Source organism: Cohnella silvisoli (genome assembly GCF_021190915.1).
Taxonomy (GTDB): Bacteria; Bacillota; Bacilli; order Paenibacillales; family Paenibacillaceae; genus Cohnella; species Cohnella silvisoli.
The window spans coordinates 54,252-78,513 of the sequence record NZ_JAIOAP010000027.1 but is presented as its reverse complement, the minus strand read 5'-3'; the positions used below and the strand labels follow the sequence as shown (position 1 = coordinate 78,513).

The 24,262-nt window shown below is 49.3% G+C and carries 41 protein-coding genes and 1 rRNA gene; 2 read left to right on the top strand and 40 right to left on the bottom strand.

Features of this window, described 5'->3' with window-relative positions:
* From K7P76_RS31945 to K7P76_RS31935, 3 genes are all read right to left on the bottom strand, one after another.
* A 16S ribosomal RNA gene (locus K7P76_RS31945) occupies positions 1-65 on the bottom strand; the annotation flags it as partial.
* Positions 66-406: 341 nt separating this feature from the next.
* A complete protein-coding gene (locus K7P76_RS31940; RefSeq protein WP_135153627.1) occupies positions 407-628 on the bottom strand; it encodes a hypothetical protein in 222 nt (73 codons plus the stop codon).
* A 142-nt stretch (positions 629-770) separates the two neighbouring features.
* Positions 771-1,379, bottom strand: a complete 609-nt coding sequence (locus tag K7P76_RS31935; protein WP_232190142.1) for a stage II sporulation protein M — start codon at positions 1,377-1,379, stop codon at positions 771-773.
* A gap of 143 nt (positions 1,380-1,522) precedes the next feature.
* On the opposite strand from K7P76_RS31935, the gene pdaB reads away from it, so the two are divergent.
* On the top strand, positions 1,523-2,314 hold the full coding sequence (pdaB, locus tag K7P76_RS31930; protein WP_232190141.1) for a polysaccharide deacetylase family sporulation protein PdaB: 792 nt from the start codon (positions 1,523-1,525) through the stop codon (positions 2,312-2,314).
* 3 nt (positions 2,315-2,317) lie between these two features.
* Here the strand turns inward: pdaB and K7P76_RS31925 are convergent, their stop codons facing one another.
* Complete coding sequence (locus K7P76_RS31925; protein WP_232190140.1) at positions 2,318-2,929, bottom strand: KinB-signaling pathway activation protein; 612 nt, start codon at positions 2,927-2,929, stop codon at positions 2,318-2,320.
* A 134-nt stretch (positions 2,930-3,063) separates the two neighbouring features.
* Between K7P76_RS31925 and gerD the strand changes: the two genes are divergently transcribed.
* Entirely contained in the window at positions 3,064-3,753 is a 690-nt protein-coding gene (gene gerD, locus K7P76_RS31920) for a spore germination lipoprotein GerD (protein ID WP_232190139.1), read from the top strand.
* Between the two features lie 79 nt (positions 3,754-3,832).
* On the opposite strand, the gene salA is transcribed toward gerD, so the two are convergent.
* From salA to rplD, 36 genes are all read right to left on the bottom strand, one after another.
* A complete protein-coding gene (salA, locus tag K7P76_RS31915) occupies positions 3,833-4,966 on the bottom strand; it encodes an iron-sulfur carrier protein/transcriptional regulator SalA (RefSeq protein ID WP_232190138.1) in 1,134 nt (377 codons plus the stop codon).
* Positions 4,967-5,003: 37 nt separating this feature from the next.
* Positions 5,004-5,714 (bottom strand): N-acetylmuramoyl-L-alanine amidase CwlD, encoded by a 711-nt coding sequence (gene cwlD / locus K7P76_RS31910; RefSeq protein ID WP_373692550.1) that lies wholly within the window; start codon positions 5,712-5,714, stop codon positions 5,004-5,006.
* A gap of 144 nt (positions 5,715-5,858) precedes the next feature.
* Positions 5,859-7,037, bottom strand: coding sequence for a sulfate adenylyltransferase (gene sat / locus K7P76_RS31905; RefSeq protein WP_232190136.1), 1,179 nt, complete (start codon positions 7,035-7,037; stop codon positions 5,859-5,861).
* A 43-nt stretch (positions 7,038-7,080) separates the two neighbouring features.
* Positions 7,081-7,773, bottom strand: a complete 693-nt coding sequence (locus K7P76_RS31900; RefSeq protein ID WP_232190135.1) for a phosphoadenylyl-sulfate reductase — start codon at positions 7,771-7,773, stop codon at positions 7,081-7,083.
* A gap of 176 nt (positions 7,774-7,949) precedes the next feature.
* Positions 7,950-8,342 (bottom strand): 30S ribosomal protein S9, encoded by a 393-nt coding sequence (gene rpsI, locus K7P76_RS31895; protein ID WP_232190134.1) that lies wholly within the window; start codon positions 8,340-8,342, stop codon positions 7,950-7,952.
* 20 nt (positions 8,343-8,362) lie between these two features.
* Positions 8,363-8,800 carry a 50S ribosomal protein L13 gene (rplM, locus tag K7P76_RS31890; RefSeq protein WP_232190133.1) on the bottom strand — a complete coding sequence of 146 codons (438 nt, stop codon included), beginning with the start codon at positions 8,798-8,800 and terminating at the stop codon, positions 8,363-8,365.
* A gap of 240 nt (positions 8,801-9,040) precedes the next feature.
* Positions 9,041-9,895, bottom strand: a complete 855-nt coding sequence (gene truA, locus K7P76_RS31885; RefSeq protein ID WP_232190132.1) for a tRNA pseudouridine(38-40) synthase TruA — start codon at positions 9,893-9,895, stop codon at positions 9,041-9,043.
* 81 nt (positions 9,896-9,976) lie between these two features.
* Positions 9,977-10,342 (bottom strand): 50S ribosomal protein L17, encoded by a 366-nt coding sequence (rplQ, locus tag K7P76_RS31880; protein ID WP_232190131.1) that lies wholly within the window; start codon positions 10,340-10,342, stop codon positions 9,977-9,979.
* Positions 10,343-10,435: 93 nt separating this feature from the next.
* Entirely contained in the window at positions 10,436-11,380 is a 945-nt protein-coding gene (locus tag K7P76_RS31875; protein WP_232190130.1) for a DNA-directed RNA polymerase subunit alpha, read from the bottom strand.
* 168 nt (positions 11,381-11,548) lie between these two features.
* Positions 11,549-11,947 (bottom strand): 30S ribosomal protein S11, encoded by a 399-nt coding sequence (gene rpsK / locus K7P76_RS31870; protein ID WP_130615150.1) that lies wholly within the window; start codon positions 11,945-11,947, stop codon positions 11,549-11,551.
* Positions 11,948-11,965: 18 nt separating this feature from the next.
* Positions 11,966-12,334, bottom strand: coding sequence for a 30S ribosomal protein S13 (gene rpsM, locus K7P76_RS31865; protein ID WP_232190129.1), 369 nt, complete (start codon positions 12,332-12,334; stop codon positions 11,966-11,968).
* Positions 12,335-12,355: 21 nt separating this feature from the next.
* Positions 12,356-12,469: a 50S ribosomal protein L36 gene (gene rpmJ / locus K7P76_RS31860; protein WP_003333770.1), complete on the bottom strand. Its 114-nt coding sequence runs from the start codon at positions 12,467-12,469 to the stop codon at positions 12,356-12,358.
* Between the two features lie 134 nt (positions 12,470-12,603).
* Positions 12,604-12,819 (bottom strand): translation initiation factor IF-1, encoded by a 216-nt coding sequence (infA, locus tag K7P76_RS31855; RefSeq protein ID WP_035121186.1) that lies wholly within the window; start codon positions 12,817-12,819, stop codon positions 12,604-12,606.
* Between the two features lie 2 nt (positions 12,820-12,821).
* On the bottom strand, positions 12,822-13,130 hold the full coding sequence (locus K7P76_RS31850; RefSeq protein ID WP_232190128.1) for a KOW domain-containing RNA-binding protein: 309 nt from the start codon (positions 13,128-13,130) through the stop codon (positions 12,822-12,824).
* Positions 13,131-13,145: 15 nt separating this feature from the next.
* Positions 13,146-13,892, bottom strand: a complete 747-nt coding sequence (gene map / locus K7P76_RS31845) for a type I methionyl aminopeptidase (protein ID WP_232190127.1) — start codon at positions 13,890-13,892, stop codon at positions 13,146-13,148.
* 6 nt (positions 13,893-13,898) lie between these two features.
* The gene (locus K7P76_RS31840; protein WP_232190126.1) at positions 13,899-14,543 is read right to left on the bottom strand and encodes an adenylate kinase; all 645 of its coding nucleotides are present in this window, start codon (positions 14,541-14,543) and stop codon (positions 13,899-13,901) included.
* A gap of 27 nt (positions 14,544-14,570) precedes the next feature.
* Positions 14,571-15,869, bottom strand: a complete 1,299-nt coding sequence (gene secY, locus K7P76_RS31835) for a preprotein translocase subunit SecY (protein ID WP_232190125.1) — start codon at positions 15,867-15,869, stop codon at positions 14,571-14,573.
* Positions 15,869-16,312 (bottom strand): 50S ribosomal protein L15, encoded by a 444-nt coding sequence (gene rplO, locus K7P76_RS31830; protein ID WP_232190124.1) that lies wholly within the window; start codon positions 16,310-16,312, stop codon positions 15,869-15,871. Before rplO ends, secY begins: the two co-directional genes overlap by 1 nt.
* Positions 16,313-16,350: 38 nt before the next feature.
* Entirely contained in the window at positions 16,351-16,530 is a 180-nt protein-coding gene (rpmD, locus tag K7P76_RS31825) for a 50S ribosomal protein L30 (RefSeq protein WP_232190123.1), read from the bottom strand.
* A 12-nt stretch (positions 16,531-16,542) separates the two neighbouring features.
* The gene (gene rpsE, locus K7P76_RS31820; RefSeq protein WP_232190122.1) at positions 16,543-17,040 is read right to left on the bottom strand and encodes a 30S ribosomal protein S5; all 498 of its coding nucleotides are present in this window, start codon (positions 17,038-17,040) and stop codon (positions 16,543-16,545) included.
* Between the two features lie 29 nt (positions 17,041-17,069).
* Positions 17,070-17,435 (bottom strand): 50S ribosomal protein L18, encoded by a 366-nt coding sequence (gene rplR / locus K7P76_RS31815; protein WP_232190121.1) that lies wholly within the window; start codon positions 17,433-17,435, stop codon positions 17,070-17,072.
* A gap of 66 nt (positions 17,436-17,501) precedes the next feature.
* On the bottom strand, positions 17,502-18,044 hold the full coding sequence (gene rplF, locus K7P76_RS31810; protein WP_232190120.1) for a 50S ribosomal protein L6: 543 nt from the start codon (positions 18,042-18,044) through the stop codon (positions 17,502-17,504).
* A gap of 30 nt (positions 18,045-18,074) precedes the next feature.
* Complete coding sequence (gene rpsH, locus K7P76_RS31805; protein WP_232190119.1) at positions 18,075-18,473, bottom strand: 30S ribosomal protein S8; 399 nt, start codon at positions 18,471-18,473, stop codon at positions 18,075-18,077.
* A 30-nt stretch (positions 18,474-18,503) separates the two neighbouring features.
* Positions 18,504-18,689 carry a type Z 30S ribosomal protein S14 gene (locus K7P76_RS31800; RefSeq protein ID WP_232190118.1) on the bottom strand — a complete coding sequence of 62 codons (186 nt, stop codon included), beginning with the start codon at positions 18,687-18,689 and terminating at the stop codon, positions 18,504-18,506.
* Positions 18,690-18,740: 51 nt separating this feature from the next.
* Positions 18,741-19,283 (bottom strand): 50S ribosomal protein L5, encoded by a 543-nt coding sequence (rplE, locus tag K7P76_RS31795; RefSeq protein WP_232190117.1) that lies wholly within the window; start codon positions 19,281-19,283, stop codon positions 18,741-18,743.
* 35 nt (positions 19,284-19,318) lie between these two features.
* Positions 19,319-19,672, bottom strand: coding sequence for a 50S ribosomal protein L24 (rplX, locus tag K7P76_RS31790; RefSeq protein ID WP_232190116.1), 354 nt, complete (start codon positions 19,670-19,672; stop codon positions 19,319-19,321).
* A gap of 45 nt (positions 19,673-19,717) precedes the next feature.
* Positions 19,718-20,086: a 50S ribosomal protein L14 gene (rplN, locus tag K7P76_RS31785; RefSeq protein ID WP_135153603.1), complete on the bottom strand. Its 369-nt coding sequence runs from the start codon at positions 20,084-20,086 to the stop codon at positions 19,718-19,720.
* Between the two features lie 34 nt (positions 20,087-20,120).
* Positions 20,121-20,387, bottom strand: coding sequence for a 30S ribosomal protein S17 (gene rpsQ, locus K7P76_RS31780; RefSeq protein ID WP_169281345.1), 267 nt, complete (start codon positions 20,385-20,387; stop codon positions 20,121-20,123).
* Between the two features lie 23 nt (positions 20,388-20,410).
* Positions 20,411-20,608: a 50S ribosomal protein L29 gene (gene rpmC, locus K7P76_RS31775; protein WP_041066918.1), complete on the bottom strand. Its 198-nt coding sequence runs from the start codon at positions 20,606-20,608 to the stop codon at positions 20,411-20,413.
* Positions 20,595-21,032 carry a 50S ribosomal protein L16 gene (gene rplP / locus K7P76_RS31770; RefSeq protein ID WP_135153601.1) on the bottom strand — a complete coding sequence of 146 codons (438 nt, stop codon included), beginning with the start codon at positions 21,030-21,032 and terminating at the stop codon, positions 20,595-20,597. The genes rpmC and rplP overlap by 14 nt, the downstream gene beginning before the upstream one ends.
* A 2-nt stretch (positions 21,033-21,034) precedes the next feature.
* A complete protein-coding gene (rpsC, locus tag K7P76_RS31765) occupies positions 21,035-21,697 on the bottom strand; it encodes a 30S ribosomal protein S3 (RefSeq protein ID WP_232190115.1) in 663 nt (220 codons plus the stop codon).
* Between the two features lie 13 nt (positions 21,698-21,710).
* Positions 21,711-22,049 (bottom strand): 50S ribosomal protein L22, encoded by a 339-nt coding sequence (gene rplV, locus K7P76_RS31760; RefSeq protein WP_120979963.1) that lies wholly within the window; start codon positions 22,047-22,049, stop codon positions 21,711-21,713.
* Positions 22,050-22,138: 89 nt separating this feature from the next.
* A complete protein-coding gene (gene rpsS / locus K7P76_RS31755; RefSeq protein ID WP_232190114.1) occupies positions 22,139-22,420 on the bottom strand; it encodes a 30S ribosomal protein S19 in 282 nt (93 codons plus the stop codon).
* A 63-nt stretch (positions 22,421-22,483) separates the two neighbouring features.
* Positions 22,484-23,314 (bottom strand): 50S ribosomal protein L2, encoded by an 831-nt coding sequence (rplB, locus tag K7P76_RS31750; RefSeq protein WP_232190113.1) that lies wholly within the window; start codon positions 23,312-23,314, stop codon positions 22,484-22,486.
* A 29-nt stretch (positions 23,315-23,343) separates the two neighbouring features.
* Positions 23,344-23,637, bottom strand: coding sequence for a 50S ribosomal protein L23 (gene rplW / locus K7P76_RS31745; protein ID WP_135153597.1), 294 nt, complete (start codon positions 23,635-23,637; stop codon positions 23,344-23,346).
* Positions 23,637-24,260: a 50S ribosomal protein L4 gene (gene rplD, locus K7P76_RS31740; RefSeq protein WP_232190112.1), complete on the bottom strand. Its 624-nt coding sequence runs from the start codon at positions 24,258-24,260 to the stop codon at positions 23,637-23,639. The genes rplW and rplD overlap by 1 nt, the downstream gene beginning before the upstream one ends.
* Positions 24,261-24,262 lie beyond the last annotated feature (2 nt).

The following is a 24,262-nucleotide window of genomic DNA, read 5'->3' as shown; positions in this document are numbered from 1 at the left end:
TCGACTTGCATGTATTAGGCACGCCGCCAGCGTTCGTCCTGAGCCAGGATCAAACTCTCCATAATAGTTGAAGCCGAAGCTTCTTATTAAAGAGCCTTTGAGGCTCAATCTGTACAACTGGTTTGCCTCAACGCGACATAGTCGCGTCAAGACGTTTTGTTCGTTTTCTTACGCTCAATGTTCAGTTTTCAAAGAACAATTCGTGTTGCTTTTGTGTTTCGTTTTTCGTCATCCGCGCTAACGGCGACTTTTATAATATACCACAGCTGACAAGTGGTTGGCAACAGGTAATTTCTTACACACCCTGTTGTCCATCATTTACTTCGTCCGCTCGCCCCCTCAAAAAGTGGGGCGAATGATAATTTAACATATTCAAGGGCAGTAGGTCAAGCATTATATTGAAAAGTTATCTTTGCGATTTCAAGCCCATCGCATATCGGGAAAGCTCTCTAGGGGGCGCAATGCGGGCATACATGCGGAAAATGATTTTATATCTTTTGGAAATCGCTTCTTTAACCGGACCATCTAATCGCCGATCGCTCATGTCGAGCAGCATTTCATCCATTTCCTTGCGCAATAAATAGTCGAATTCCTTGCATTCCTTATCCGTAAACATCATTCCGAGCATAGGTAGCGATTCCTCCTGTGAACAAGCAGCGTTTTACCGAAACTCTCTCCTAATATCGCAAAGCAGAAAGTTCTCCGGCATGTTCTACTGTTATGCTCTTTTTTCGCCACCTTTATGTCAATCTTCCCGCTTCCGCAAAACTTTAACTCATCAACCAATAAGTAATCGTGCTTTCAACTATGGCCGCTATAAACAAAACTACCGTCACGACGATGAGCGCCGGAACCGAACCGGTTGCCGTCCGAACGAAAGGCTGCCATGAATTCGATTTTCCGAGGGCCGATCCCGCTATCCCCTTAATCAATGTCATCCCAAACCGTATGCCGAATGCGCACGCCAAGAAAAGCGCCGATAATTCCAGTACTCCATGCGGGAGCAAACCTTTAACGATCAAGAGCCATACGTTCTGCCCGTTATCCGCTATTCCGCTTAACAAATAACCCAGTATCAATCCATTTGCAACCAACATAACAATTGGAAGAATTCCCGCGACAATGCCCAATCCCATAACCATTATCGATTTAAAAATGTTATTTGCGGCTATAAGAAGGAACATCGTAAGCTCGGGGGTTTCCGATTTTCTGGCGGCATCCGCGATTTGCGAAATTCCTTTAAGCTGGCTTTCCAGAAACTCTACGGGCGCACTGTGCGATCCCCCAATGACAATGCCGGCAAAAAACAATATGACCGAGAAAATAAAATACGAGCGAACCTCATTCCAAGATTGCAATAATCCGCGACGCGAAAACATACCGTTTTCCTCCAATGCGACCGACTGTTAGTTTCATATTTACTCTAGATCCTCATGAATAACTGAATGGGTCAAGCATACATTGATAATAGTAGCCAAGCCTTTATTGAACACCTTACTCTGGAAAGGAGCCGATCATTCCCATGAATTATTTTTTAGTATTGAACGGACGGCGCATTAAAAAGATCTTTTTCCTAACCTTAGCAGCTATTCTCTCCATCGCCGTCATTTGGGTCGAGAAGAACAACTTAAGCGTATTCGCCCCTCATCCGCCCGCGGCTGTATACAGCGTTCCGACAGACCGCAATGTCGTCGCTCTTACTTTCGATATTAGCTGGGGAGAGAAAAGAGCGGAACCCATCCTTGAAATTCTGAAAGCCAAGAACGTGAAGAACGTCACCTTCTTCTTGTCTTCGCCTTGGAGCAAAACTCATCCTGACATCGTCAAGAAAATTACGGATGCCGGTTACGAAGTCGGAAGCCACGGTCACAAGCACGATAATTACAGCCAATACAGCGACGAGGAAATTCGCAAACAAATTACGACCGCGGATAATATTTTAAAGGAAATGACCGGGAAAAACCCTAATCTGATCCGGATGCCTAACGGAGATTTCGATAAACGCGTCCTTCGGATTGCCGAAGGCCTTAATTATAAAGTCATCCAATGGGACACCGACTCGTTGGATTGGAAAAATCCAGGCGTGGATACGATCATTAACCGAGTTGTAAGCAAAGCTCATCCTGGAGATATTATTCTGCTGCACGCTAGCGACTCTTGCAAACAAACGCATGAAGCCCTTCCCGCTATCATTGACCAGCTTCGCGCCAAAGGTTACGACTTCGTGACGGTTACCCAAATGATCAATCAAACCGAAACGAAAAGCAAAACCGTCGAAGATCGCTCCGCCTGGAACGAGCTTGCCTTGCCTTAATTATTAAATCGCCGCTGCGCTGGGAGTTGCTGATGGAGCTTTGCCCAATATTCGATGCAATTGCATAATTTGATAAGCGTTACAGATAAATAAAGGAACCATCTGATAAAGCAAAGAAGATATATCCGCCGTCTTGAATACCGGAATGGATTCCATTACCGTGATCGCCACCAAGAAAAAGATGGTTGGAATCCAGGCTCCGGACGATGTCTGGTTTACTTTTCTCCATGCCACGAATATTGAAGCTAATGTAATCCCGAGCGGAATAGCCCAGTAAGTGTAGTTCGGGAAATTCGTGTCGTAGGTCCAATAAGCGATTTCCGCCAATACAAACAAAGCGATAAAACCTTGGATAGCTACCCAAGAATAAGGACGTTTGAAAATACTGCGGGCAATATAATTCAACATCAAATACGCAAAAAAGCCCATGTGAGAAAAGGCACCAAACGTCATCCCGATCAATGCCATCATTAGAATATAAGATACCCAGCCGCTCGCCTCGACGTTGCGAAAATCGGGGTTCGACAATTGGATGCATATGCTGCCGATTACCGTTACGATAGCGCCGATCAACAGGGTCATCCCGAATAATTTCATCCATTTGCGTAAATTCAAAGCCTGAAACCTCCTCTGTTTTATCAACATTCATTTTACCATGAACCAGGCAAAAAGCCATGAACATCCCCTTATATTCGCAAGGTCATCGTAGCATACTACAGCCATAACCCTACAGAAGGGAGCTGATCGGTATGCATTATCGATTGCGAAGGTATGGGTGCTTATTAGGTATATCGTTGTTGCTTGTATCATGCGGACAAGAATCCGGCGGTGGCGGCGGCGGAGGACAGATGAGCTACAAAGAAGTGAAGTCCATGGTCATCGATATCCTCGGTTCCGAAGAAGCTCAGAAGGCGATGGAGAAAGCTTCAACCGCCCAATACGGGGAAAGCACATTGCAGATAAAAAGCATGACGCCATCGGACCAAGCTCAAGTAAGAATAGCGGTTAAAGATGTGCTCACGGCTCCGGAATATTCTACGGTCCTGGAGAAAATCATGAAGGATCCTAAATTTGCCGGCGAGTTCGCCAAAGCGATCAGCAAAGATAACAAGCAAATCCATAAAGATTTGATGAAGGACCCGGCTTACCAGAAAGAGCTCGTCGATACGTTCAAAACTCCGGAGATGCTCAAGATCCTGACCGATTCCATGAAAACAACCGATGTTCGCAAACTCATCATGAGCTCAGTTTCGGAATCGATGCAGAATCCTCTTTTTAAGTTGGAGATTATGAAGCTTCTGCAAACCGTAGTGAAGGAAGAGCTAACTCCCAAACCTGAGAAAAAGAGTGAGAAAAAAGGCGGGAGCGGAGAAGGCGGCGGAGGCAGCAGCGAAGGTGGAGAGGGCGGCGGACAAAGCAGCGGTGACGGCGGCGGTTAAGGCATAGAAATTCGAAAAGCGGCTAAACGAGACAATCTCGCTTAGCCGCTTTTCGTTCCGCGTTCAATAATTAAGCTAATTATTTGCCACAGCGATCTATAATCGCTTGGGCCAACGACATGTATTCTTTGCCCATATCAGAATCCGCCTTATACACGGAAGGCGAATAATCAGGTTCCGACGGGTGATTATCCGGTGCGCCTAGAGGAAACTGGGCTAGCAGCTCCGTATTTAGCGTCTCCGCCAATCGTCCACCGCCTCCGCGGCCGAATACGTATTCCCTCGCTCCGGTTTCTTTGCTTTCGAAATAGGACATGTTCTCAACTACGCCTAGAATTTCATGGTTAGTCTTGATGGCCATCGCGCCAGCGCGCGCGGCTACGAATGCAGCTGTAGCATGCGGCGTCGTTACGATGACTTCCTTGCTTTGCGGAATCATCTGGTGAACGTCAAGCGCGATATCCCCTGTACCGGGAGGCAGATCCAGCAATAAATAATCGAGCTCGCCCCATTCAATTTCGGCGAAGAAATTGCGGAGCATTTTCCCTAGCATCGGCCCGCGCCAAACGATCGGACTATTGTCCTCAACGAAGAAACCCATGGAGATGACTTTCACCCCGAAACGTTCAACCGGCTTGATTTTATCGCCTATTTGCTCCGGGCGCTCTTCAATTCCCATCATATCCGGCACGCTAAAGCCGTAAATATCGCTGTCGATGAGTCCGACCCGTTTTCCTTGCCGAGCCAACGCCACAGCCAAATTAACGGTTACGGTCGATTTGCCTACTCCACCCTTGCCGCTAGCAATGGCGATAAATTCGACGCCGCTGTCCGGGTGAAGGATAGGATGTTTGTCCAATCCCGCGCCATGCCCTTTAATGGGAGCTTCTTTGCGTTCCTCCGTTTGAGGAGGGGCTTTGCTCTCGGTTTGTTGGAGCTGCAGCTTGGAAAGAGCATCCGTTATTTCATTGTCCGTCAATAGGCGAAAGCGCACATGCGGCTTGCCGCCCTTTATTTGAGCAATATGCCGTGAAATTTCCAATTCCAATTCAGTAGTGAATTTCATGCTGTCCGTATGCAGCACGACAGTCAATGATACGCTTGAATCCCTAACCAGTATATCGCGAATCAATCCAAGATCGGCGATACTATGCTTTAGCGTAGGTTCAACTACGGGTTGAAGGACTTCTAGAATTGCTTCTTTGGTGACCATGATAGCGACCCCCATCTTCTTATGAGCATTTTTCTTATTATAGCACAGGCTCCCCGACTTCACCGGAGGCATAACGCAGAACGCCTCGGTAGATCGCTGCCGCTACTTTTCTTTGATATTGCTCATCTGCAAGCAAATTGGCCTCCTCCGGATGCGACAAAAATCCGACTTCGACTAATGCCGTGGGCATTTCCAGTGTTTTGAGTAAATAAATGGTATCGGCTCTCTTCGCAATACGCTGCGTATTCCCTAAAATGTTGCGAATTTCAGACTGTATAACCGTTGCCAGTCTCTTGCTCTCGGTATTTCGTGGAGAATAGAAGGTTTGGGCACCCGACCATCGCGGCGAAGGCATGCTGTTCATATGTATGCTGATCGTTAAATTCGCCTGTTGCTTGTGAACCCGGTCAGCCCTTTGCAGAAGATCCTCCGTCTTGCGGCGAGAGTACCCTTTAGTCTCAGGGGTAGCCAAGTCATAATCCCCTTCCCGCGTTAGCTGAACAAGCGCACCGGCTTGCTGCAAGTAATCCCTCAGGTAAAGGACGATGGCGAGATTCAAATCCTTCTCGATGATCCCCTCAGAGCTGACGGCACCTCCATCCGCTCCCCCATGCCCGGCGTCCAGCGCGATTACTTTACCTGATAGAGGCAGCGTCCAATGGGTCCAAGTGTTCGAGGTAGGAATTTCGCTTAGGAAAATAGTGCCGGTCAGCATCAATAAACCGGCAACGATGCCGACACGGAGCATACCCCTTCGCGTCATCCAAATAACCAACCGCCGACGACGATTTAGCAAAGACCAAATCCTGTTTCCATTATCATTAAACATAAAAATCCACCTCGTCCCGGGAAAGCTCCCTACATCATATGGGACAAGGTGGACAAATATGTTTTAGATTGCGTATGTTTTACTCGCTTCCGCCATTCCTTCGATCAATATCGCCGCCACCTCAGGGCGCGAGAATTCAGGAGGCGGGCAAATACCGTCGCGCAACAAAGCGCGTACTTTCGTACCCGACAAAGTCAGATGATGCTCTTTATCGTGCGGACACGTCTTGCTCGATGCCATGTTACCGCATTTGGTGCAATAGAAGCTGTGTTCGAAAAAGAGAGGCGTAATGCCAAGCTCTTCTACCGCGAAAGTTTTAAGAAGATCCTGGGCTTCGTATGTGCCGTAATAATCGCCTACGCCCGCATGGTCACGACCGACGATAAAATGGGTACATCCGTAGTTTTTCCGAACCATCGCGTGGAAAATCGCCTCGCGCGGTCCCGCATAACGCATAGCCGCCGGGAATACGCCAAGAAATGCGCGATCTTTAGGATAATAATTTTCCAATAACGCCAAATAGCTCTTCATCCGAACATTCGCAGGCACATCATCCGATTTCGTCTCGCCAACGAGAGGATTCAAGAACAAAGCGTCAACGATTTCCATCGCTGCTTTCTGAATGTATTCATGAGCCCTGTGCACGGGATTCCGGGTTTGGAATCCTACGACGGTTTTCCAACCCTTTTCCGCAAAAATACGACGGGTTTCCGCTGGATCGAAGTAAAATTCATTGAATTTCTCCGGTTTCGGGCGGTTCAATATTTGAATCGATCCTCCCACGTATGTGTCAGGACGATCAAAAAGCTTCACGACACCGGGATGCTCCATATCATCTGTTTTGAACACTTGAACGGCTTCATGATGTTTATTAACTTTATATAGGCTGTCAACGTCAATCACGGCGTAAATGATGCCATCATTTTCACCGACCAAAGCGGCTTGTTGGCCAACGGACAGCTTAGCAGCCTGATCGGCCGTAACAGCCAACGTAATCGGAATGCTCCATATGGTGCCATTAGCTAGACGCATTGTATTTACAACGGAGAGATAATCCGCTTCATTCATGAAGCCTGTAAGCGGACTGAATGCTCCTACGCCAATGAGGTCCAAATCGGAAATCGTCCAAGTATTAATCGGAATAGCCGCAAGACTCGCAGCTTTACCTAGCAATGCTTCACGTTCTTGCCCTTCCAATACCCGGTTAATCAATTTGCCGCCGTGCGGTTCAATTGCGCTCATGATCTGAGTAGCTCCTTCTAGGTCCTGTATAGGTTATCGGTTATTATTTATGCAAGCCGCATTCCGTCTTCTCGTTCCCCGCCCAACGTCCCGCCCGCGGATCTTCTCCCGGCATAACCGGTTTCGTGCAGTGCTCGCAACCGATGCTCGGGTAGTTACGATCATGAAGGGGGTTGTAAACGACATCGTTCGCGCGAATATAAGCCCATACGTCCTCCGACGTCCACGATGCCAGCGGGTTAAATTTCACGAGCCCGAACTTCGTATCGTATTCGACTTTCTTCGCATTGGCACGCGTCGGCGCCTGGTCGCGACGAATTCCGGTAATCCAAGCCTCATATTGGCCAAGAATTCGTGTTAACGGCTCGACTTTACGAAGGTTGCAACAGCTTGTCGGGTCGCTCTTCCATAGCTCTTCACCGTACTCAGCTGCTTGCTGCTCGGGAGTTAGCTTTGATTTGACCTCGACGAATTTCAGATTGTACTTCTGAGCCATAATGTCGCGCGTTTCATAGGTTTCCTTAAAGTGAAAATCAGTATCGAGGTAGAAAATATCCGTGCTCGGACTGATTTTTTGGAGCATATCCACGAGTACTACGTCTTCCGCTCCGAAGCTGCAAGCAAAAGTAATGTTCGGGAAAGTTTGCACCGCCCAGGCGATAACCGTCTCCGGCGATGCATGCTCGAATTCTTCAGCTTTTTGGTTAATGAGGGCTTCTTTCTCGAAGAAGTTCATAATATTGACCTCCGTTTGAAATCCAAGTATTTAAGTATGAATTACTTCTATTATACGCTCTCGGGCGGGATTGTTCAATCATCCAAGTAAAACGTATGATTTCTAATCGTACAAAAAAATGCCTTCCCCGCCATCGAATATAATGGGAGAAAGGCACGGTTTGTACTGTGATGATATTAACGTTTCGAGAATTGAGGAGCGCGACGAGCCGCTTTCAATCCGTATTTCTTACGTTCTTTCATACGCGGGTCACGAGTCAGGAATCCTGCTTTCTTAAGAGCGGAACGAAGTTCTGGGTCCGCTTTAAGAAGTGCGCGGGAGATGCCATGACGGATTGCGCCTGCTTGGCCGGACGTTCCACCACCGTGCGCTAATACGACAATATCGTATTTGCTAGTCGTTTCGGTCAGATTAAGCGGTTGTTTAACGATCAATTTCAACGTTTCAAGGTCGAAATAATCATTGATTTCACGTTTGTTGATAACGATGCGGCCTTCACCCGGCACGAGTCGAACTCGCGCAACGGAGTGCTTGCGGCGACCCGTTCCTAAATATTGCACTTGAGCCATTCGTAAGTCCTCCTTTTTGATTATCCGCGAAGTTCGTAAACTTCAGGTTGTTGGGCTTGATGTGGGTGTTCAGTTCCTGCATACACTTTAAGTTTGCTATGAAGCTGATGTCCCAGTTTGTTCTTAGGAAGCATGCCGTAGACAGCAAGCTCGATGATGCGGTGAGGCTTTTTGTTGATCATCTCAGCCGCTGTCGTCGTTTTCAGACCACCTGGGTAATGAGAGTGAGTGTAGTATTTCTTTTGTTGCATTTTCTTACCTGTAAGAACGATCTTCTCCGCATTAATTACGATGACGAAATCACCTGTATCGATATGTGGAGTGAACTCAGGTTTGTGTTTGCCGCGGATAAGCGCTGCAGCTTCGCTGGCCAAACGACCAAGCGTTTTGCCTTCGGCGTCGATTATGTGCCATTTGCGCTCGACTTCAAGAGGCTTAGCCATAAAGGTTGTACGCATGAAACATCCTCCTTCGGGTTACTTCCCTGCTTTTATGTGGTACGACAATTACAATTTTCATTCATATCTTAGTTGTTTAGGTATTGAAGAAGTGTTCGCGACACAGGTCTCGGGAGAGAACCCCATCCATCAAACACAGCAAAACAGCGTGACACTTCTCCACTGGGGCCGTGGGTAGCCGTGAAGAAAGCACAAAATTTATTGTACATGAAATCGGGCTTTTATGCAAGCGGAATTTTGTCAAGAATTGCCCTCGTTCATTTGGTTTCCGAATAAGGTTTCATACTTGACTTCCCATAAGGAAAGACCGTGCGGTACGGCTGTTGGACCTGCCCTAGCTCTATTCCGAGAAGCAAGTATGGACGCCATATCCGAGGAGGCACGTTTGCCCTCACCGACCTGAATTAAAGTTCCCGCAATGATGCGCACCATGTTGTAGAGAAATCCGGTTCCGGTAATATAGATATGGAATACTCCGCGTTGCTTGCCAGGATAGTGAAGGTCGTCCCATGCATGACCAAAGTGGTCCGGAGGAAGTTTAATCTTCTCGGGATAATCGGGCTCTACCTCAAGTCTCGCTTCGAGAATCGTGCGAATATGACTCGGCTTAGTCGACTGCGGAGCAGTGAATGAGGAAAAGTCGTGTTTCCCCAGCAAATGGGTAAGGCCGTTTTGCATGGCATCGAAATCAAGCGGCGTTGGATGATGAAACTCATAACGACGCCGAAATAGATCTGGATTGCGATTGCAGTTAATCGTGTACCGGTATGTCTTACTCGTCGCCTTGCGGCGAGAATTAAACTGTTCAGGCACGGTAAATGCACTCTGGACGACAATGTCGTTGGGCAGCCTCGTATTCAGCGCCAGCATCCATCGTTCAATCGGGATGCTTGAGGCGGTGCTAAAATTAACGACTTGCCCCCTAGCGTGAACGCCGGCGTCGGTACGCCCTGAGCCTGTGACATGGATCCGCTCGCCTGTTAAGACGTAAATGGCTTCTTCCAGCTTGTCCTGAATCGTATTCCCGCTAGGTTGACTCTGGAATCCATAATAATCCGTGCCGTCATAGCTGACGATGAGACCTATATTACGCATAAGCCCACCTCCATCGAATCCATTCCACAAAAAAAGGATGATCCGAATGCATGATTCGGTCCATCCTTCTTCGCTCCGTTCTTACGCGCGATCAACGAGTTCGAGATACACCATCGGAGCAGAATCTCCACGGCGGGGTCCCAATTTCAAGATGCGAGTATATCCACCCGGACGTTCCGCATAACGCGGAGCCAATTCGGAGAACAGTTTCTGGATGGCGTCTTGTTCGCCGTTAAGGCTCTCGCGACGCACGAATGCCGATACCTGACGACGCGCGTGCAGGTCGCCGCGCTTAGCGAGAGTAATCAATCTCTCGGCAATGGAGCGCACTTCCTTCGCTTTCGCTTCGGTCGTTTGGATACGCTCGTACAGGAACAGGTCGGTACACAAGTCACGGAAAAGAGCTTTCCGCGAGCTGGAATCGCGACTCAGTTTTTGATAGGCCATTTGTTTTCCCTCCCTCACTAGTGCGAACGATGAAGCAGCGCCTATGGCGTCTGCGTTCGGTCGTCACAAGATGCTGTCAAACATTTAACGATGCTACTCCTCGAACCGAAGGCCCAAGCCAAGTTCTTCAAGCTTCTCTTGTACTTCCTCCAAAGACTTGCGGCCCAAGTTACGAACCTTCATCATGTCTTCTTCGGTTTTCGTGATCAGCTCTTGAACCGTGTTGATGCCTGCGCGTTTAAGGCAGTTGTAGGAACGGACGGAAAGATCAAGCTCTTCGATGGTCATCTCAAGCACTTTTTCTTTTTTGTCTTCTTCCTTTTCTTTCATCGTTTCGGTATCTTTGGCTTCATCCGTAAGACCCACGAACAAAGATAAGTGATCTGTTAGGATTTTCGCGCCCAAGCTAACCGCTTCCTCAGGTCGGATACTGCCATCGGTCCAAACTTCAAGCGTAAGCTTGTCATAGTTGGTTACTTGGCCGACGCGGGTATTCTCGACTTGATAATTAACGCGGGTAATCGGGGTATAGATCGAATCGATCGGAATAACGCCAATCGGTTGATCATCCTTCTTGTTGCGATCTGACGGAACGTATCCACGTCCGACTCTGGCGAAGATGCGCATGTGGAGGCGCGCGCCAGATGCTAATGTTGCGATATGAAGATCCGGGTTAAGGATTTCAACGTCGCTGTCCGCACGGATATCACCGGCAGTAACAACGCCATCGCCTTCCGCATCGATCTCGAGCACTTTCTCCTCATCGGAGTGAATCTTCAGCGATAGACGCTTCAGATTAAGGATGATTTGCGTAACATCCTCAATAACACCTGGAATCGTGGAAAATTCGTGAAGAACGCCATCAATCTGTACCGATACTACGGCAGCGCCCGGCAAGGACGACAACAGAATGCGGCGAAGAGAGTTACCAAGCGTCATCCCATAACCACGTTCCAGCGGTTCTACGACAAAGCGGCCATATCTCTTATCATCTTGAATTTCCACGGAATCGATTTTCGGCTTTTCGATCACTATCATAACCAAAACCTCCTTCAGAACGTCGCTGACGTTGCCGTTTGTTCACCCAAGCTAAATGGTTCAACCTTTATGAAGGTTAAGAGTTTATGGGGTAAACCATGTAGTATGCCTAACCGTTACAACCATTATTCTCAAGTTGTTCTTGTTTGATACCACATTGCAACGTTGCTACACGCGGCGGCGCTTCGGAGGACGGCATCCGTTATGCGGGATCGGAGTCACGTCTCTGATCATGCTGACTTCAAGACCAGCGGCTTGCAACGAACGAATCGCAGCTTCGCGGCCGGCGCCAGGACCTTTAACAGAGACTTCAACCAGACGCATTCCGTGTTCCATCGCAGCGCGAGCTGCAGATTCAGCTGCCATTTGAGCCGCGAAAGGCGTGCTTTTACGGGAGCCTTTAAAGCCAAGGTTGCCGGAGCTCGCCCAGGAAACCGCGTTTCCGTGCGGATCCGTAATCGTAACGATTGTATTGTTAAACGTGGAACGGATATGTGCCACGCCCGTATCAATGTTTTTCCGATCACGACGCTTGGTACGAACGACTTTCTTGCCTTTCTGTGCCATGTTTGTTATCCCCCCTTATTACTTCTTCTTGTTCGCTACTGTACGACGCGGACCTTTGCGTGTACGAGCGTTCGTTTTCGAACGTTGTCCGCGAACCGGCAGACCGCGGCGGTGACGGATGCCTCGATAGCAGCCGATTTCAATCAGCCGTTTGATGTTTAGTGCAATTTCGCGACGCAAGTCGCCCTCGACCTTTTGTTCTTTGTCGATCGTTTCGCGAAGACGAGCTAACTCATCCTCCGTCAGATCACGAACGCGAGTATCGGGATTGATCCCCGTGGACGCTAGAATCTTCTGGGAAGTTGGCTTGCCAATCCCGAAGATGTACGTCAGGGCGATTTCCACGCGCTTGTCGCGCGGGAGGTCAACACCAGATATACGTGCCATAGTTAGGGCACCTCCTCTTATTTAGCCTTGTTTTTGTTTATGTTTCGGATTCTCACAGATAACCATCACGTTGCCTTTGCGGCGAATGACTTTGCATTTCTCGCAAATCGGTTTGACCGAAGGTCTCACCTTCATGATAATACCCTCCTTAAAGTGTGACTGATCTAACGCGTCTAAGTCGCCGTGGCTCAGTCATCACGTATGCATCCAAACGTAACAACAATCTGCGTTCGCGGGTTATTGTCACGCGCTAGGTAGACCGGACGAACTTATTTGCGGTAGGTGATACGGCCCCGTGTCAGATCATAAGGCGACAACTGGATAACCACTTTGTCCCCCGTTAGAATCCGTATGAAATGCATCCGAAGCTTTCCGGAAACATGTGCCAGGATTTGATGCCCGTTCTCGAGCTCCACCTTGAACATGGCATTCGGCAGCGGTTCAATGACCGTTCCTTCGACCTCGATGACGTCCTCTTTGGCCACCGTCATTCTCCTTTCTCTACAGCATGCGTTTCGAGCCGTTGTTCGATTTCACCGATAGCGTGCCGGAGTTTCGCGTTGGTCACGCGTCCGGTATCGCGAAGATTATTCGCGACTTCTTCGCTTCGGGTCCCGATCGGTTCGAGATGCAGCACGTTTTTGCGTTTGGGCCGATCGAAGCGGCGTTTATCGCCGTCGGCCACGAGCGCGAATCGCTCTTCAACGAGGGCGATAACTATTGCTAGTTGTCCTTCGTCTCTACCACGCCGGCTTCTCACGATGTCTCCGGGCTCCAACTTAACGTTTACCGTCATAACATTCACCTAGCTTTACGCACGGGTAAGTATTTCGTACCCGTCTTCGGTTACGGCAATCGTATGCTCGAAATGCGCGCACAGCGATCCGTCCACCGTGACGACCGTCCAATTATCGGACAAAGTCTTCACGTAACGTTCTCCCACGATAACCATCGGTTCGATCGCGAGTGTCATTCCCGGTTTCAATCGCGGACCGCGATCGGGAATGCCATAATTCGGAATTTGCGGTTCCTCGTGCAGATCCGATCCTATGCCGTGACCGACATATTCCCTTACGACCGAGAAATTCGCCTCTTCGATCACTTTCTGTATGCCGTGGGATACGGTATACAGCCTCACGTCCGGACGAACCAACTCGAGCCCCGCGTATAGCGATGCTTCCGTAACGTCCAGAAGGCGCTGTGCTTCTTCGGAAATGTTCCCGACACCGTAGGTCCAAGCGGAATCGCCGTGATAGCCTTGGTACTGTGCGCCGATATCGATGCTGATGATGTCGCCTTCTATTAGCTTCCTCGGACCGGGAAACCCGTGAACGAGCTCCTCGTTAGTGGAAGCGCATATGCTGGCCGGAAAACCGTTATAACCCTTGAAAGAGGGAACAGCACCTTGGCTTCGGATGAATGTATCGCAAATGCGATCCAATTCAGCGGTTGTAACGCCGGGCACGACCGCCTGTTTCATCAGGCGATGAGCCTCCGCTACAATCCTACCCGCATCGCGCATCAAGTTCAACTCATGTTCAGACTTGATAACGATCATGGCCGATTACCCTCTGAGAAGGGAAGCGATCTCGGTCGTAACCGCATCGATGTCCTTCTCCCCGTCTACTTCGCGGAGCGATCCTTTGTCGCCGTAATACGTCAGAAGAGGTGCCGTTTTGCTAGTATACTCATCAAGACGGGTACCCACTTTTTCTTCGGTATCGTCGGAACGCTGATACAGCTCTCCCCCGTCTTTATCGCAGATGCCTTCCTGCTTAGGCGGGTTGAAAATAATATGATACGTCGTGCCGCAAGTTTTGCAAATCCGTCTACCTGTAAGGCGAGCGAGCAGGAAGCTGCGATCTACCTTTAAGTTGATGACATGGTCAATCTTACGACCCATTTCGGCAAGCATGCCGTCAAGCGCTTCGGCTTGTGCCAGCGTCCGTGGAAACCCGTCCAATAAAAATCCGTTGGCGCAATCTGCTTCCGCGAGACGATCTCGCACGATACCGTTCGTCACTTCATCCGGAACGAGAAGGCCTTGGTCAACGTACTCCTTCGCCTTCTGTCCGAGCGGCGTGCCCTGCTTCATGGCTAAACGAAACGCATCACCGGTTGAGATGTGCGGGATGCCGAATTGCTCGACAATCCGTTCTGCCTGCGTTCCTTTGCCGGCGCCAGGAGGCCCCATAAACAAGATGTTCATTGTTGTTCCTCCTGTCCGTCTCGTTCATTACTTGTTGATAAAGCCTTTGTAGTGACGCTTGATCAATTGGCTCTCGATTTGTTTCATCGTTTCAAGTGCAACCCCGATAACGATCAAGAGTGAAGTTCCGCCCAATTTAACCGTCCGCGGAAGATCCGCGAGCGTACCGAAGAATACTGGAAGCACCGAGATCAGAGCCAAGAAAACTGCGCCGGCTAGCGTAATGCGAGTGATTACACGCATTAGGAAACCAGCTGTCGGTTTGCCAGGACGAATACCCGGGATATATCCGCCGTTCTTCTTCATATTATCCGCCAATTGCTGCGGATTGAATTGAACGAAGGTGTAGAAGAAAGTGAAACCAATGATCAGCAAAATGTACAACACCATGCCTAACGGCTTGTCATAGTACATATGAGTGATGACCCACTTGGCCCACGTATGATTAGCCCAGAACTGCGCGATCGTAATCGGGAACATCAAGAGCGATACTGCGAAGATAACTGGAATTACGCCCGCCCCATTCACTTTAAGCGGAATATGAGTGGATTGGCCGCCGTACATTTTCTGTCCGACAACACGTTTAGCGTATTGAACCGGAATCTTCCGTACGCCTTGCTGAATGAAGATTACCCCTGCAATAATCAATATGATTACAAGCAGGATAATAACCATCTTTACGATATTAAGGAACAATTGACTCGAATCCGTAAACTGGGACACATAAATTTCGCGAACATGCTTAGGTATAGCAGCGACAATCGCCGCAAAAATCAAGATCGAGATACCGTTGCCGATACCCTTTTCATTGATTTGCTCACCGAGCCACATAAGGAACGCTGTACCAGCCGTCAAGACGATGGCAATCATTAGATAAGTCGCAGTGCTTGGATATAAAACCATTTCTTGATTATACATCCGGTTAAAGCCGATAGCCGTTGCAAAAGCTTGGATAAGCCCCAGAATAATCGTTCCGTAACGAGTTATCTGCGCCAGCTTGCGTTTACCGTTCTCGCCTTCCTTCTGCCATTCCGAGAACTTCGGAATGACGTCCATGGAAAGGAGTTGAACGATGATCGAAGCCGTAATGTACGGCGTAATCCCCAGAGCAAAAATGGAGAAGTTAAACAATGCACCGCCAGAGAACGTGTTTAGAAGGCCAAACAGGTCGTTGCCCTGTTCGCCGGCTCTCGTAAGAACGTCCTTGTCAATGTTCGGAACCGGGATGAAAGAGCCGATTCGATAAACCAACAGGATGAAAAGGGTGAACAGGATCCTTTTGCGAAGATCCTCGACTTTCCAAATGTTTTTGACGGTCGCGAACATTAGATCACCTCGGTTTTACCGCCGGCGGCCTGAATTTTTTCTGCTGCAGACTGAGAGAACTTATGAGCTTTAACAGTCAGCTGCACGTTCAGATCGCCATTGCCCAGAATTTTAATTCCGTCTTTTGGATTTTTGAGAATGCCCTCATTTAGCAGCAATTCCGGAGTCACTTCCGTGCCAGCTTCAAAACGGCTCAACTGGTCCAGATTGACAATCGCGAAGACTGTAGCAAAACGATCATTGTTAAATCCGCGCTTCGGTACCCGGCGGTACAATGGGTTTTGACCACCCTCGAAACCGGGACGAACACCGCCACCGGAACGAGCGTTTTGCCCTTTGTGACCGCGACCTGACGTTTTGCCGAGTCCGCTACCAGCTCCGCGTCCTCTCCGTTTACGGGAAGAAGTCGAGCCTTCGTTCGGAGATAGCTCATGCAATTTCATCGTACGTCGCACCTCCTTGAGAGTTATGCTTTATATGCTTATACTTCTTTAACTTCGACCAAATGACTGACCGTGTTGATCATGCCGCGAGTCGCGACGTTGTCTTCTCTTACAACGGACGTATGCAGCTTGCCGAGTCCAAGAGATTTCACCGTTTGACGTTGATTCTCAGGACGGCCAATCAAGCTGCGAACGAGGGTAATTTGAAGCTGTGCCATCTGTTTCCCTCCTTAACGGAATAGCTCTGCTACGGTTTTACCGCGCAGTTTCGCTACGTCTTCGGCGCGTTTGAGGCGGGATAAACCTTCCAACGTCGCATTGACCATGTTAATGGAGTTGGAGGAACCCAGCGATTTCGTCAAAATATCGCCGACTCCAGCTAGTTCGAGCACTGCGCGGACAGGACCGCCCGCGATAACGCCCGTACCTTCTGATGCTGGTTTCAGCAGCACTTTGCCGGCGCCGAAACTTCCCGTAACGGCGTGTGGAATTGTGGTTCCAACGAGTGGAACGTAGACTAGGTTTTTCTTAGCGTCATCGACGCCCTTACGGATTGCGTCTGGAACTTCGGAAGCTTTACCGATTCCCGCGCCAACCCAGCCTTTGCCGTCTCCGACAACGACGAGTGCGCTGAAACTAAAGCGACGTCCGCCTTTGACGACTTTGGAGACACGATTGATTTGAACCATTTTTTCGGTCAGTTCCAATGTATTCGGATCTACACGCAAGTCGTTTACCTCCTTGTGTCAAAAATGAATTAAAACTGTAATCCGGCTTCGCGCGCTGCGTCAGCCAGTGCTTGGATACGTCCATGATACAAGTAGCCGCCGCGATCGAACACGACGTTCTCGTATCCTTTTTCTTTCGCACGTTTAGCGATGAGTTCGCCTACTTTGCGTGCGGATTCTACGTTACCGCCATTGCCGACGTCGGCAAGCTCTTTATCAACCGTCGAAGCGCTAGCCAGCGTTACGCCTTTAACGTCATCGATCAGTTGAGCGTAGATGTGTTTGGAAGAACGGAACACGGAAAGACGTGGACGTTCATTGGTACCGCTGATTTTCTTACGTACCCGAAGGTGACGTTTCAGACGGGCTTTATTTTTGTCGCTTTTTGTAATCATCCGAAAGGTTCTCTCCCTTCTCGTTGTTGCATCTAGGCAGCTTCTAACCACCCGCAACTTAGTTCATTACTTCTTCTTGCCTGCTTTACCTTCTTTGCGAAGGATGCGTTCGCCTTCGTACTTGATCCCTTTACCTTTGTAAGGCTCAGGAGGACGAACGGCGCGGATTTTGGCAGCAATCTCTCCGACTGCTTCTTTATCGATGCCTTTAACGATGATTTTGTTTTGTGCCGGCACTTCGAATTCAATGCCGTTTTCCGGTACGATTTCAACCGGGTGAGAGTAACCCACGTTCAATACCAGCTTATCGCCGGATTTACTTGCACGGTAACCTACACCTACCAGATCAAGGTTTTTGATGTAACCATCGGTTACGCCGCTAACCATGTTGGCTACTACGCTGCGGGTCGTGCCGTGCAGCGAGCGGTGAAGCTTGTTATCGGAAGGACGTTCAACGGTAATGACATCGGACTCGTAGGAAACTTTCATGTCGGTGTGCAAAGCACGGGACAAAGTTCCTTTAGGGCCTTTAACCGTAATTACGTTGTTGTCCAGGTTCACGTTCACGCCGTTAGGCACCTGAATCGGTTTGCGTCCAATACGGGACATAGGTACACCTCCAATCGTGTGACAGTTAAATTACCAAACGTAGCAAAGCACTTCGCCGCCGGACTTCCCTTGACGGGCTTCCTTGTCAGTGATGATGCCTTTGGATGTGGAAATGATCGCGATGCCGAGGCCACCCAACACACGCGGTACTTCATTGGATTTCGTATAAACGCGCAAACCTGGTTTGCTAATGCGTTTAAGACCCGTGATAACACGCTCGTTGTTAGGACCGTATTTCAAGAAAATACGAATCAACCCTTGCTTGTTATCTTCAACATATTCAGCGTCGCGGATAAAACCTTCACGTTTCAGGATTTCAGCAATTTGCTTCTTAACCGTAGACGCAGGCAATTCCACCGACTCATGACGCACGAGATTCGCGTTGCGAATGCGCGTCAGCATATCTGCAATTGGATCAGACATAACCATGGGGTAAACCTCCTTCCCGAACTAGGCTGATTACCAGCTCGCTTTTTTGACGCCAGGAATCTGGCCTTTGTATGCCAATTCACGGAAACAGATCCGGCAGATCTTGAATTTTTGCAAAACGGAATGCGGACGACCGCAACGTTCGCAACGCGTGTAAGCCTGGACCTTAAACTTCGGCGTACGCTGTTGCTTGACTTTCATCGACGTTTTTGCCACTTGCTTTCACACCTCCATTAGGTACCTTTTGCTAATTTGGCCGGGTTGGCGTCACTTCGCAAACGGCATACCCAATTGGGTGAGCAGCTCACGCGCTTCTTCGTCCGATTGTGCCGTCGTTACGATGACGATATCCATCCCGCGAACTTTATCAATCTTGTCATACTCGATTTCCGGGAAAATCAGTTGTTCCTTCAATCCTAGCGTGTAGTTACCGCGACCATCGAACGATTTCGTCGATACGCCGTGGAAATCGCGTACGCGTGGGAGAGAGATATTGAACAGCTTATCCAAGAAGTAGTACATCCGTTCGCCGCGCAGCGTTACTTTAGCGCCGATCGGCAAGTTCTCACGCAAGCGGAAGCCCGCGATCGATTTCTTCGAACGGGTGATTACAGGTTTTTGACCAGCAATCTTCTGCATGTCCTCAACCGCGAAATCCATGATTTTGGAGTTCGAAACCGCTTCGCCGACACCCATGTTGATGACGACTTTCTCGACTTTCGGCACTTGCATGACGGATTTGTAGCTAAACTTCTGCATTAGCGCAGGAGTAATTTCATTCAGGAATCGTTCCTTCATTCTTGCTGCCATGAGTCACAGTGACCTCCTTTCCGTTCTTACTGCGATTAGTCGATCGATTCTCCGGAGCGCTTAGCGATCCGAATTTTAGTGCCGTTTTCCAGCGTCTTGGAACCAACGCGAGTTGGTTTGCCGCTTTTAGGATCGATATGCATCACGTTCGACACGTGAATCGGCGCTTCGCGCTCGATGATACCGCCTTGTTGATTCGTTGGGTTCGGGCGAGTATGGCGTTTCACCATGTTGACGCCCTCGACAAGCACACGATTCTCGCGCGGGTATGCAGCGATAATGCGGCCTTTCTTGCCTTTGTCTTTGCCCGAGATGACGATGATGTTATCGTCCTTTTTCACGTGCAGCTTATTGTTGTGCGATTGCAGCACTTTTTTCAGACGGGGCATGGGTACACCTCCTTGAGTGTTTCTCCATCGGTGCGTTCCGGATGGTTATAGAACTTCCGGTGCCAGGGAAATGATTTTCATGAAGTCGCGTTCGCGAAGCTCACGAGCAACAGGTCCAAAGATCCGGGTACCGCGCGGGCTCTTATCTTCTTTAACGATTACTGCCGCGTTCTCATCGAACGCGATATAGGATCCGTCTTTACGGCGTACCGAACGTTTTGTACGAACGATAACGCATTTGACTACGTCGCCTTTTTTGACAACGCCGCCTGGTGTTGCTTGTTTAACGGAGCATACGATCATATCACCGATATGTCCTACGCGGCGTCCTGTACCGCCAAGCACGCGGATACACATCAATTCTTTCGCGCCGGAGTTGTCGGCAACATGTAGACGCGTAAACGGTTGAATCATCGCAAGGTCCTCCTTTCAGTCACAGGTGAGTCGCTTAAGCCAATACGGCTTTCTCGACGATTTCGACCAGGCGCCATGTTTTGTCTTTCGACAACGGGCGGGTCTCCATGATTCTCACGGTGTCGCCGATTTTTGCATCGTTGGTTTCGTCATGCGCTTTGAATTTCTTCGTGTATTTAATCCGTTTGTGGTAAAGGCTGTGTTTTTTGTAAGTTTCAACGGCCACCACAATCGTTTTGTCCATTTTGTCGCTGACGACTTTACCAATCTGCACTTTACGATTGTTATTGCGTTCGCTCATGGTAATCCTCCTTTTCCCGGGTATTAGCCGATGCCGAGTTCACGCTCGCGCAAAATGGTTTTAGCCCGAGCAATTTCTTTCCGCAGATCGCCAAGGCGGTGCGGGTTATCCAGTTGGCCAGTAGCCAGTTGGAAGCGGAGGTTGAACAGCTCATCCTTGAAGCCGGCGATCTTCTGTTCGAGTTCCGCCGATGTCAGGTTGCGAAATTCACTGGCTTTCATTTGCTTCACCACCCAGTTCTTCACGTTTCACAAACTTCGTCTTGATTGGCAGCTTGTGCGCTGCAAGACGCATCGCTTCACGTGCTATCTCCTCGGATACTCCCGCGAGTTCGAACAATACTTTGCCCGGCTTCACGACAGCAACCCATGCTTCTACGTTACCTTTACCGCTACCCATCCGAACCTCAAGAGGTTTTTGGGTGATCGGCTTAGAAGGGAAAATTTTGATCCAAACTTTTCCGCCCCGTTTGATATAACGAGTCATGGCAATCCGAGCAGCCTCGATTTGACGATTCGTCACCCAAGAAGGCTCCATCGCTTGCAGACCGAATTCACCGAAATGAACTTCAGCGCCGCCTTTAGCGCGGCCTTTCATTTTACCGCGGTGTTCTTTGCGGTGTTTTACGCGTTTAGGGACCAACATGATCAGTTGCCTCCTTCCTCAGCAGCTCTTTTCTTCGTCGGAAGGACTTCGCCACGGTAGATCCATACTTTTACGCCGATGCGGCCGTATGTCGTATGAGCTTCTGCCGTTCCGTAATCGATATCAGCGCGGAGTGTGTGCAAAGGCACCGTTCCTTCGCTGTAGCCTTCTTGACGAGCGATTTCCGCTCCGCCCAGACGACCGCTTACGGCTGTTTTGACTCCCTTAGCGCCAGCGCGTTGCGTACGTTGCATAGCTTGTTTCATCGCGCGACGGAAGGATACGCGGCGTTCCAATTGTTGCGCGATGCTCTCGGCAACCAGGATAGCGTCCAATTCCGGATTCTTGATCTCGGAGATATTAATGTGTACTTTCTTGCCGTTTGAAATCTTCGTCAATTGACCACGAAGCACTTCAACTTCAGCTCCGCCTTTGCCGATTACGATACCCGGCTTGGCAGTGTGAATCGTAACGTTAACGCGGTTCGCCGCACGTTCGATCTCGACTTTGGAAACCGCTGCGTCTTTAAGTTTTTTCTTGAGGAATTCGCGAATTTTGACATCTTCGATAAGAAGGGTGCCGAAATCTTTATCAGCATACCATTTGGATTCCCAATCACGGATAATGCCGATGCGAAGACCGACGGGATTTACTTTTTGACCCACACGTTGTCCCTCCTTATTTTTCGGATACGACCAGTGTAATATGGCTGGATCGCTTGAAAATACTGAATGCACGGCCCTGTGAACGAGGTTGGAATCGTTTCATCGTTGGACCTTCGTTAACGAAGGCTTCGGACACGACCAATTTGTTCACGTCGAGCTGGTAGTTGTGTTCAGCGTTGGCAATAGCAGAGTTCAATAGCTTCTCCAATACCGGAGATGCCGAACGCGGCGTATGACGCAAAATGGCAACAGCATCGCCGACTTTTTTACCGCGAATCAGGTCTACGACCAGGCGGACTTTACGAGCCGGAATGCGAATGTTATTCACATGAGCTTTGGCTTGCTGAGACATCGGTGTACCTCCTCCCTTACGTTACGTCTCGTGACGATCAATCCGTGACGCCGGAGGCGCACTATGTCGATCCCACTTCGTAGGGTTAATTATCTCTTGCCCGTTTTCTTATCATCGTCGGAATGACCTTTGAACGTGCGCGTCGGCGCAAATTCACCTAGCTTGTGACCGACCATGTCTTCCGACACGTATACCGGCACATGCTTACGTCCGTCATATACTGCGAACGTCAGACCCACGAATTGTGGGAAAATCGTCGAACGACGAGACCACGTTTTGATGACTACTTTCTTATTCGTACCGGACAGTTCTTCCACTTTTTTCAGTAGATAGCCATCCACGAAAGGTCCTTTTTTCAAACTGCGACCCATGGAATGCTCCTCCCTTCAACGCGGCTTGAGAGTTTGCCGTTCACGCCGCTAGACGATATTTCATTACTTGCTGCGACGACGAACAATGTATTTGCTCGAAGCTTTTTTCTTCTTGCGGGTTTTGTAACCAAGCGTTGGCTTGCCCCATGGAGAAAGCGGGGATTTGCGTCCGATTGGCGCGCGGCCTTCGCCACCACCGTGTGGATGATCGTTCGGGTTCATGACGACACCGCGGACGGTCGGGCGTTTGCCTAACCAACGATTACGTCCAGCTTTACCGATGTTAAGCAACTCGTGATCCTGGTTACCGACAGTACCGATTGTTGCGCGGCAAGTTTTGAGAATGCGGCGAATCTCGCCGGATGTCAAACGAATGGTAACATAGGTTTCTTCTTTACCTAGCAATTGAGCGCTAGTACCAGCTGCGCGAACCATTTGGCCGCCTTTGCCTGGTCTCAACTCAATGTTGTGGATAACTGTACCGACTGGAATGTTCTCCAACGGAAGAGCATTGCCCACTTTGATGTCTGCGTCAGGACCAGAAGTGATCACATCGTCGACTTTAAGACCTTTCGGTGCGATGATGTAAGTTTTCTCGCCGTCCGCATAGTTGATCAGAGCGATGTAAGACGTCCGGTTCGGATCGTATTCAATCGAAGCCACGCGGCCGGGAATGCCGTCCTTCGTGCGTTTGAAGTCAATGATCCGGTATTTACGCTTATGACCGCCGCCGTGATGACGAACGGTAATTTTACCTTGGTTGTTACGACCAGCGCGTTTGAATAGCGGCGCGAGCAAGGATTTTTCCGGCTCTGTTGCCGTAATCTCTTCAAACGTTGCAATCGTCATTTGACGACGGCTTGCCGTTGTCGGATTAAACTTTTTGACTGGCAATTGGATTCCCTCCTTACTTTAGAGACTTATTATACAGAGGATTCGAAATACTCAAGCGGTTTGCTATCCGCGGAAAGCTGCACGATCGCTTTTTTCCACTCGGAAGTGTAGCCGCTGTGTTTGCCGTAGCGTTTCGGCTTAGCCGGCATTCTGAGCGTGTTAACGCCAACGACCTTCACTTTGAAGATCTGTTCGATGGCTTGTTTGATTTCTGTTTTGTTCGCTTTCAAGTCAACTTCGAACACGTATTTCCGCTGTTCCATAAAGTCGCTTGTGCGTTCGGTAATAACCGGCCGTTTGATTAGATCGCGGGGGTTTCTCATTACGCGAACACCTCCTCAACTTTAGCGACTGCATCCTTCGTGATGATCAACTGGTCATGCTTGATCACATCTAGAACGTTAATTCCTTCGGCGGAGACGAATTTGACTCCAGGAATGTTACGAGCGGACAGGGCCACGTTATTATCAAAGTCCGCGGTTACGACTAGCGCTTTGCGGGATACTTTGAGGTTGTTCAAAAGTTTCGAAATGTCCTTCGTTTTCGGCTGGGACAAGCTCAGCTGATCGAGAACGATAATTTGGTTATCCACAACTTTGCTGGACAAAGCTGATTTGATGGCCAAACGGCGAACTTTACGAGGTAATTTGAATCCATAGCTGCGCGGTGTTGGTCCGAATACGATACCGCCGCCTTTCCATTGCGGCGAACGGATACTACCTTGACGAGCACGGCCAGTTCCTTTTTGTTTCCAAGGCTTGCGTCCGCCTCCGCGAACTTCCGAACGACCTTTAGTGTCGTGCGTACCGGAGCGAAGCGAAGCTTGTTGCAGCAATACGGCGCTATGCAGAACGTGAACGTTCGGTTCGATACCGAATACTCCTTCTGCCAGATCAAGTTCTCCAACTTGATTGCCGTCTACGTTATAAACAGCCACTTTCGGCATGA

Bases quoted from the DNA above. Each gene is read 5' to 3' on its own strand.
- K7P76_RS31940 (WP_135153627.1), bottom strand. From the start codon at position 628: ATGCTCGGAATGATGTTTACGGATAAGGAATGCAAGGAATTCGACTAT.
- K7P76_RS31935 (WP_232190142.1), bottom strand. From the start codon at position 1,379: ATGTTTTCGCGTCGCGGATTATTGCAATCTTGGAATGAGGTTCGCTCG.
- pdaB (WP_232190141.1), top strand. From the start codon at position 1,523: ATGAATTATTTTTTAGTATTGAACGGACGGCGCATTAAAAAGATCTTT.
- gerD (WP_232190139.1), top strand. From the start codon at position 3,064: ATGCATTATCGATTGCGAAGGTATGGGTGCTTATTAGGTATATCGTTG.
- salA (WP_232190138.1), bottom strand. From the start codon at position 4,966: ATGGTCACCAAAGAAGCAATTCTAGAAGTCCTTCAACCCGTAGTTGAA.
- cwlD (WP_373692550.1), bottom strand. From the start codon at position 5,714: ATGCTCCGTGTCGGCATCGTTGCCGGTTTATTGATGCTGACCGGCACT.
- sat (WP_232190136.1), bottom strand. From the start codon at position 7,037: ATGAGCGCAATTGAACCGCACGGCGGCAAATTGATTAACCGGGTATTG.
- K7P76_RS31900 (WP_232190135.1), bottom strand. From the start codon at position 7,773: ATGAACTTCTTCGAGAAAGAAGCCCTCATTAACCAAAAAGCTGAAGAA.
- rpsI (WP_232190134.1), bottom strand. From the start codon at position 8,342: ATGGCTCAAGTGCAATATTTAGGAACGGGTCGCCGCAAGCACTCCGTT.
- rplM (WP_232190133.1), bottom strand. From the start codon at position 8,800: ATGCGTACAACCTTTATGGCTAAGCCTCTTGAAGTCGAGCGCAAATGG.
- truA (WP_232190132.1), bottom strand. From the start codon at position 9,895: ATGCGTAATATAGGTCTCATCGTCAGCTATGACGGCACGGATTATTAT.
- rplQ (WP_232190131.1), bottom strand. From the start codon at position 10,342: ATGGCCTATCAAAAACTGAGTCGCGATTCCAGCTCGCGGAAAGCTCTT.
- K7P76_RS31875 (WP_232190130.1), bottom strand. From the start codon at position 11,380: ATGATAGTGATCGAAAAGCCGAAAATCGATTCCGTGGAAATTCAAGAT.
- rpsK (WP_130615150.1), bottom strand. From the start codon at position 11,947: ATGGCACAGAAAGGCAAGAAAGTCGTTCGTACCAAGCGTCGTGATCGG.
- rpsM (WP_232190129.1), bottom strand. From the start codon at position 12,334: ATGGCACGTATATCTGGTGTTGACCTCCCGCGCGACAAGCGCGTGGAA.
- rpmJ (WP_003333770.1), bottom strand. From the start codon at position 12,469: ATGAAGGTGAGACCTTCGGTCAAACCGATTTGCGAGAAATGCAAAGTC.
- K7P76_RS31850 (WP_232190128.1), bottom strand. From the start codon at position 13,130: ATGACGGTAAACGTTAAGTTGGAGCCCGGAGACATCGTGAGAAGCCGG.
- map (WP_232190127.1), bottom strand. From the start codon at position 13,892: ATGATCGTTATCAAGTCTGAACATGAGTTGAACTTGATGCGCGATGCG.
- K7P76_RS31840 (WP_232190126.1), bottom strand. From the start codon at position 14,543: ATGAACATCTTGTTTATGGGGCCTCCTGGCGCCGGCAAAGGAACGCAG.
- secY (WP_232190125.1), bottom strand. From the start codon at position 15,869: ATGTTCGCGACCGTCAAAAACATTTGGAAAGTCGAGGATCTTCGCAAA.
- rplO (WP_232190124.1), bottom strand. From the start codon at position 16,312: ATGAAATTGCATGAGCTATCTCCGAACGAAGGCTCGACTTCTTCCCGT.
- rpmD (WP_232190123.1), bottom strand. From the start codon at position 16,530: ATGGCACAGCTTCAAATTACCCTCGTTCGCAGCTTGATTGGCCGTCCT.
- rplR (WP_232190121.1), bottom strand. From the start codon at position 17,435: ATGATTACAAAAAGCGACAAAAATAAAGCCCGTCTGAAACGTCACCTT.
- rplF (WP_232190120.1), bottom strand. From the start codon at position 18,044: ATGTCCCGTATTGGACGCAAACCGATTCAGGTGCCTAACGGCGTGAAC.
- rpsH (WP_232190119.1), bottom strand. From the start codon at position 18,473: ATGGTTATGTCTGATCCAATTGCAGATATGCTGACGCGCATTCGCAAC.
- rplE (WP_232190117.1), bottom strand. From the start codon at position 19,283: ATGGCAGCAAGAATGAAGGAACGATTCCTGAATGAAATTACTCCTGCG.
- rplX (WP_232190116.1), bottom strand. From the start codon at position 19,672: ATGCCCCGTCTGAAAAAAGTGCTGCAATCGCACAACAATAAGCTGCAC.
- rplN (WP_135153603.1), bottom strand. From the start codon at position 20,086: ATGATTCAACCGTTTACGCGTCTACATGTTGCCGACAACTCCGGCGCG.
- rpsQ (WP_169281345.1), bottom strand. From the start codon at position 20,387: ATGAGCGAACGCAATAACAATCGTAAAGTGCAGATTGGTAAAGTCGTC.
- rpmC (WP_041066918.1), bottom strand. From the start codon at position 20,608: ATGAAAGCCAGTGAATTTCGCAACCTGACATCGGCGGAACTCGAACAG.
- rplP (WP_135153601.1), bottom strand. From the start codon at position 21,032: ATGTTGGTCCCTAAACGCGTAAAACACCGCAAAGAACACCGCGGTAAA.
- rplV (WP_120979963.1), bottom strand. From the start codon at position 22,049: ATGTCTCAGCAAGCCAAAGCTCATGTGAATAACATTCGCATTCCGGCT.
- rpsS (WP_232190114.1), bottom strand. From the start codon at position 22,420: ATGGGTCGCAGTTTGAAAAAAGGACCTTTCGTGGATGGCTATCTACTG.
- rplW (WP_135153597.1), bottom strand. From the start codon at position 23,637: ATGAGAAACCCCCGCGATCTAATCAAACGGCCGGTTATTACCGAACGC.
- rplD (WP_232190112.1), bottom strand. From the start codon at position 24,260: ATGCCGAAAGTGGCTGTTTATAACGTAGACGGCAATCAAGTTGGAGAA.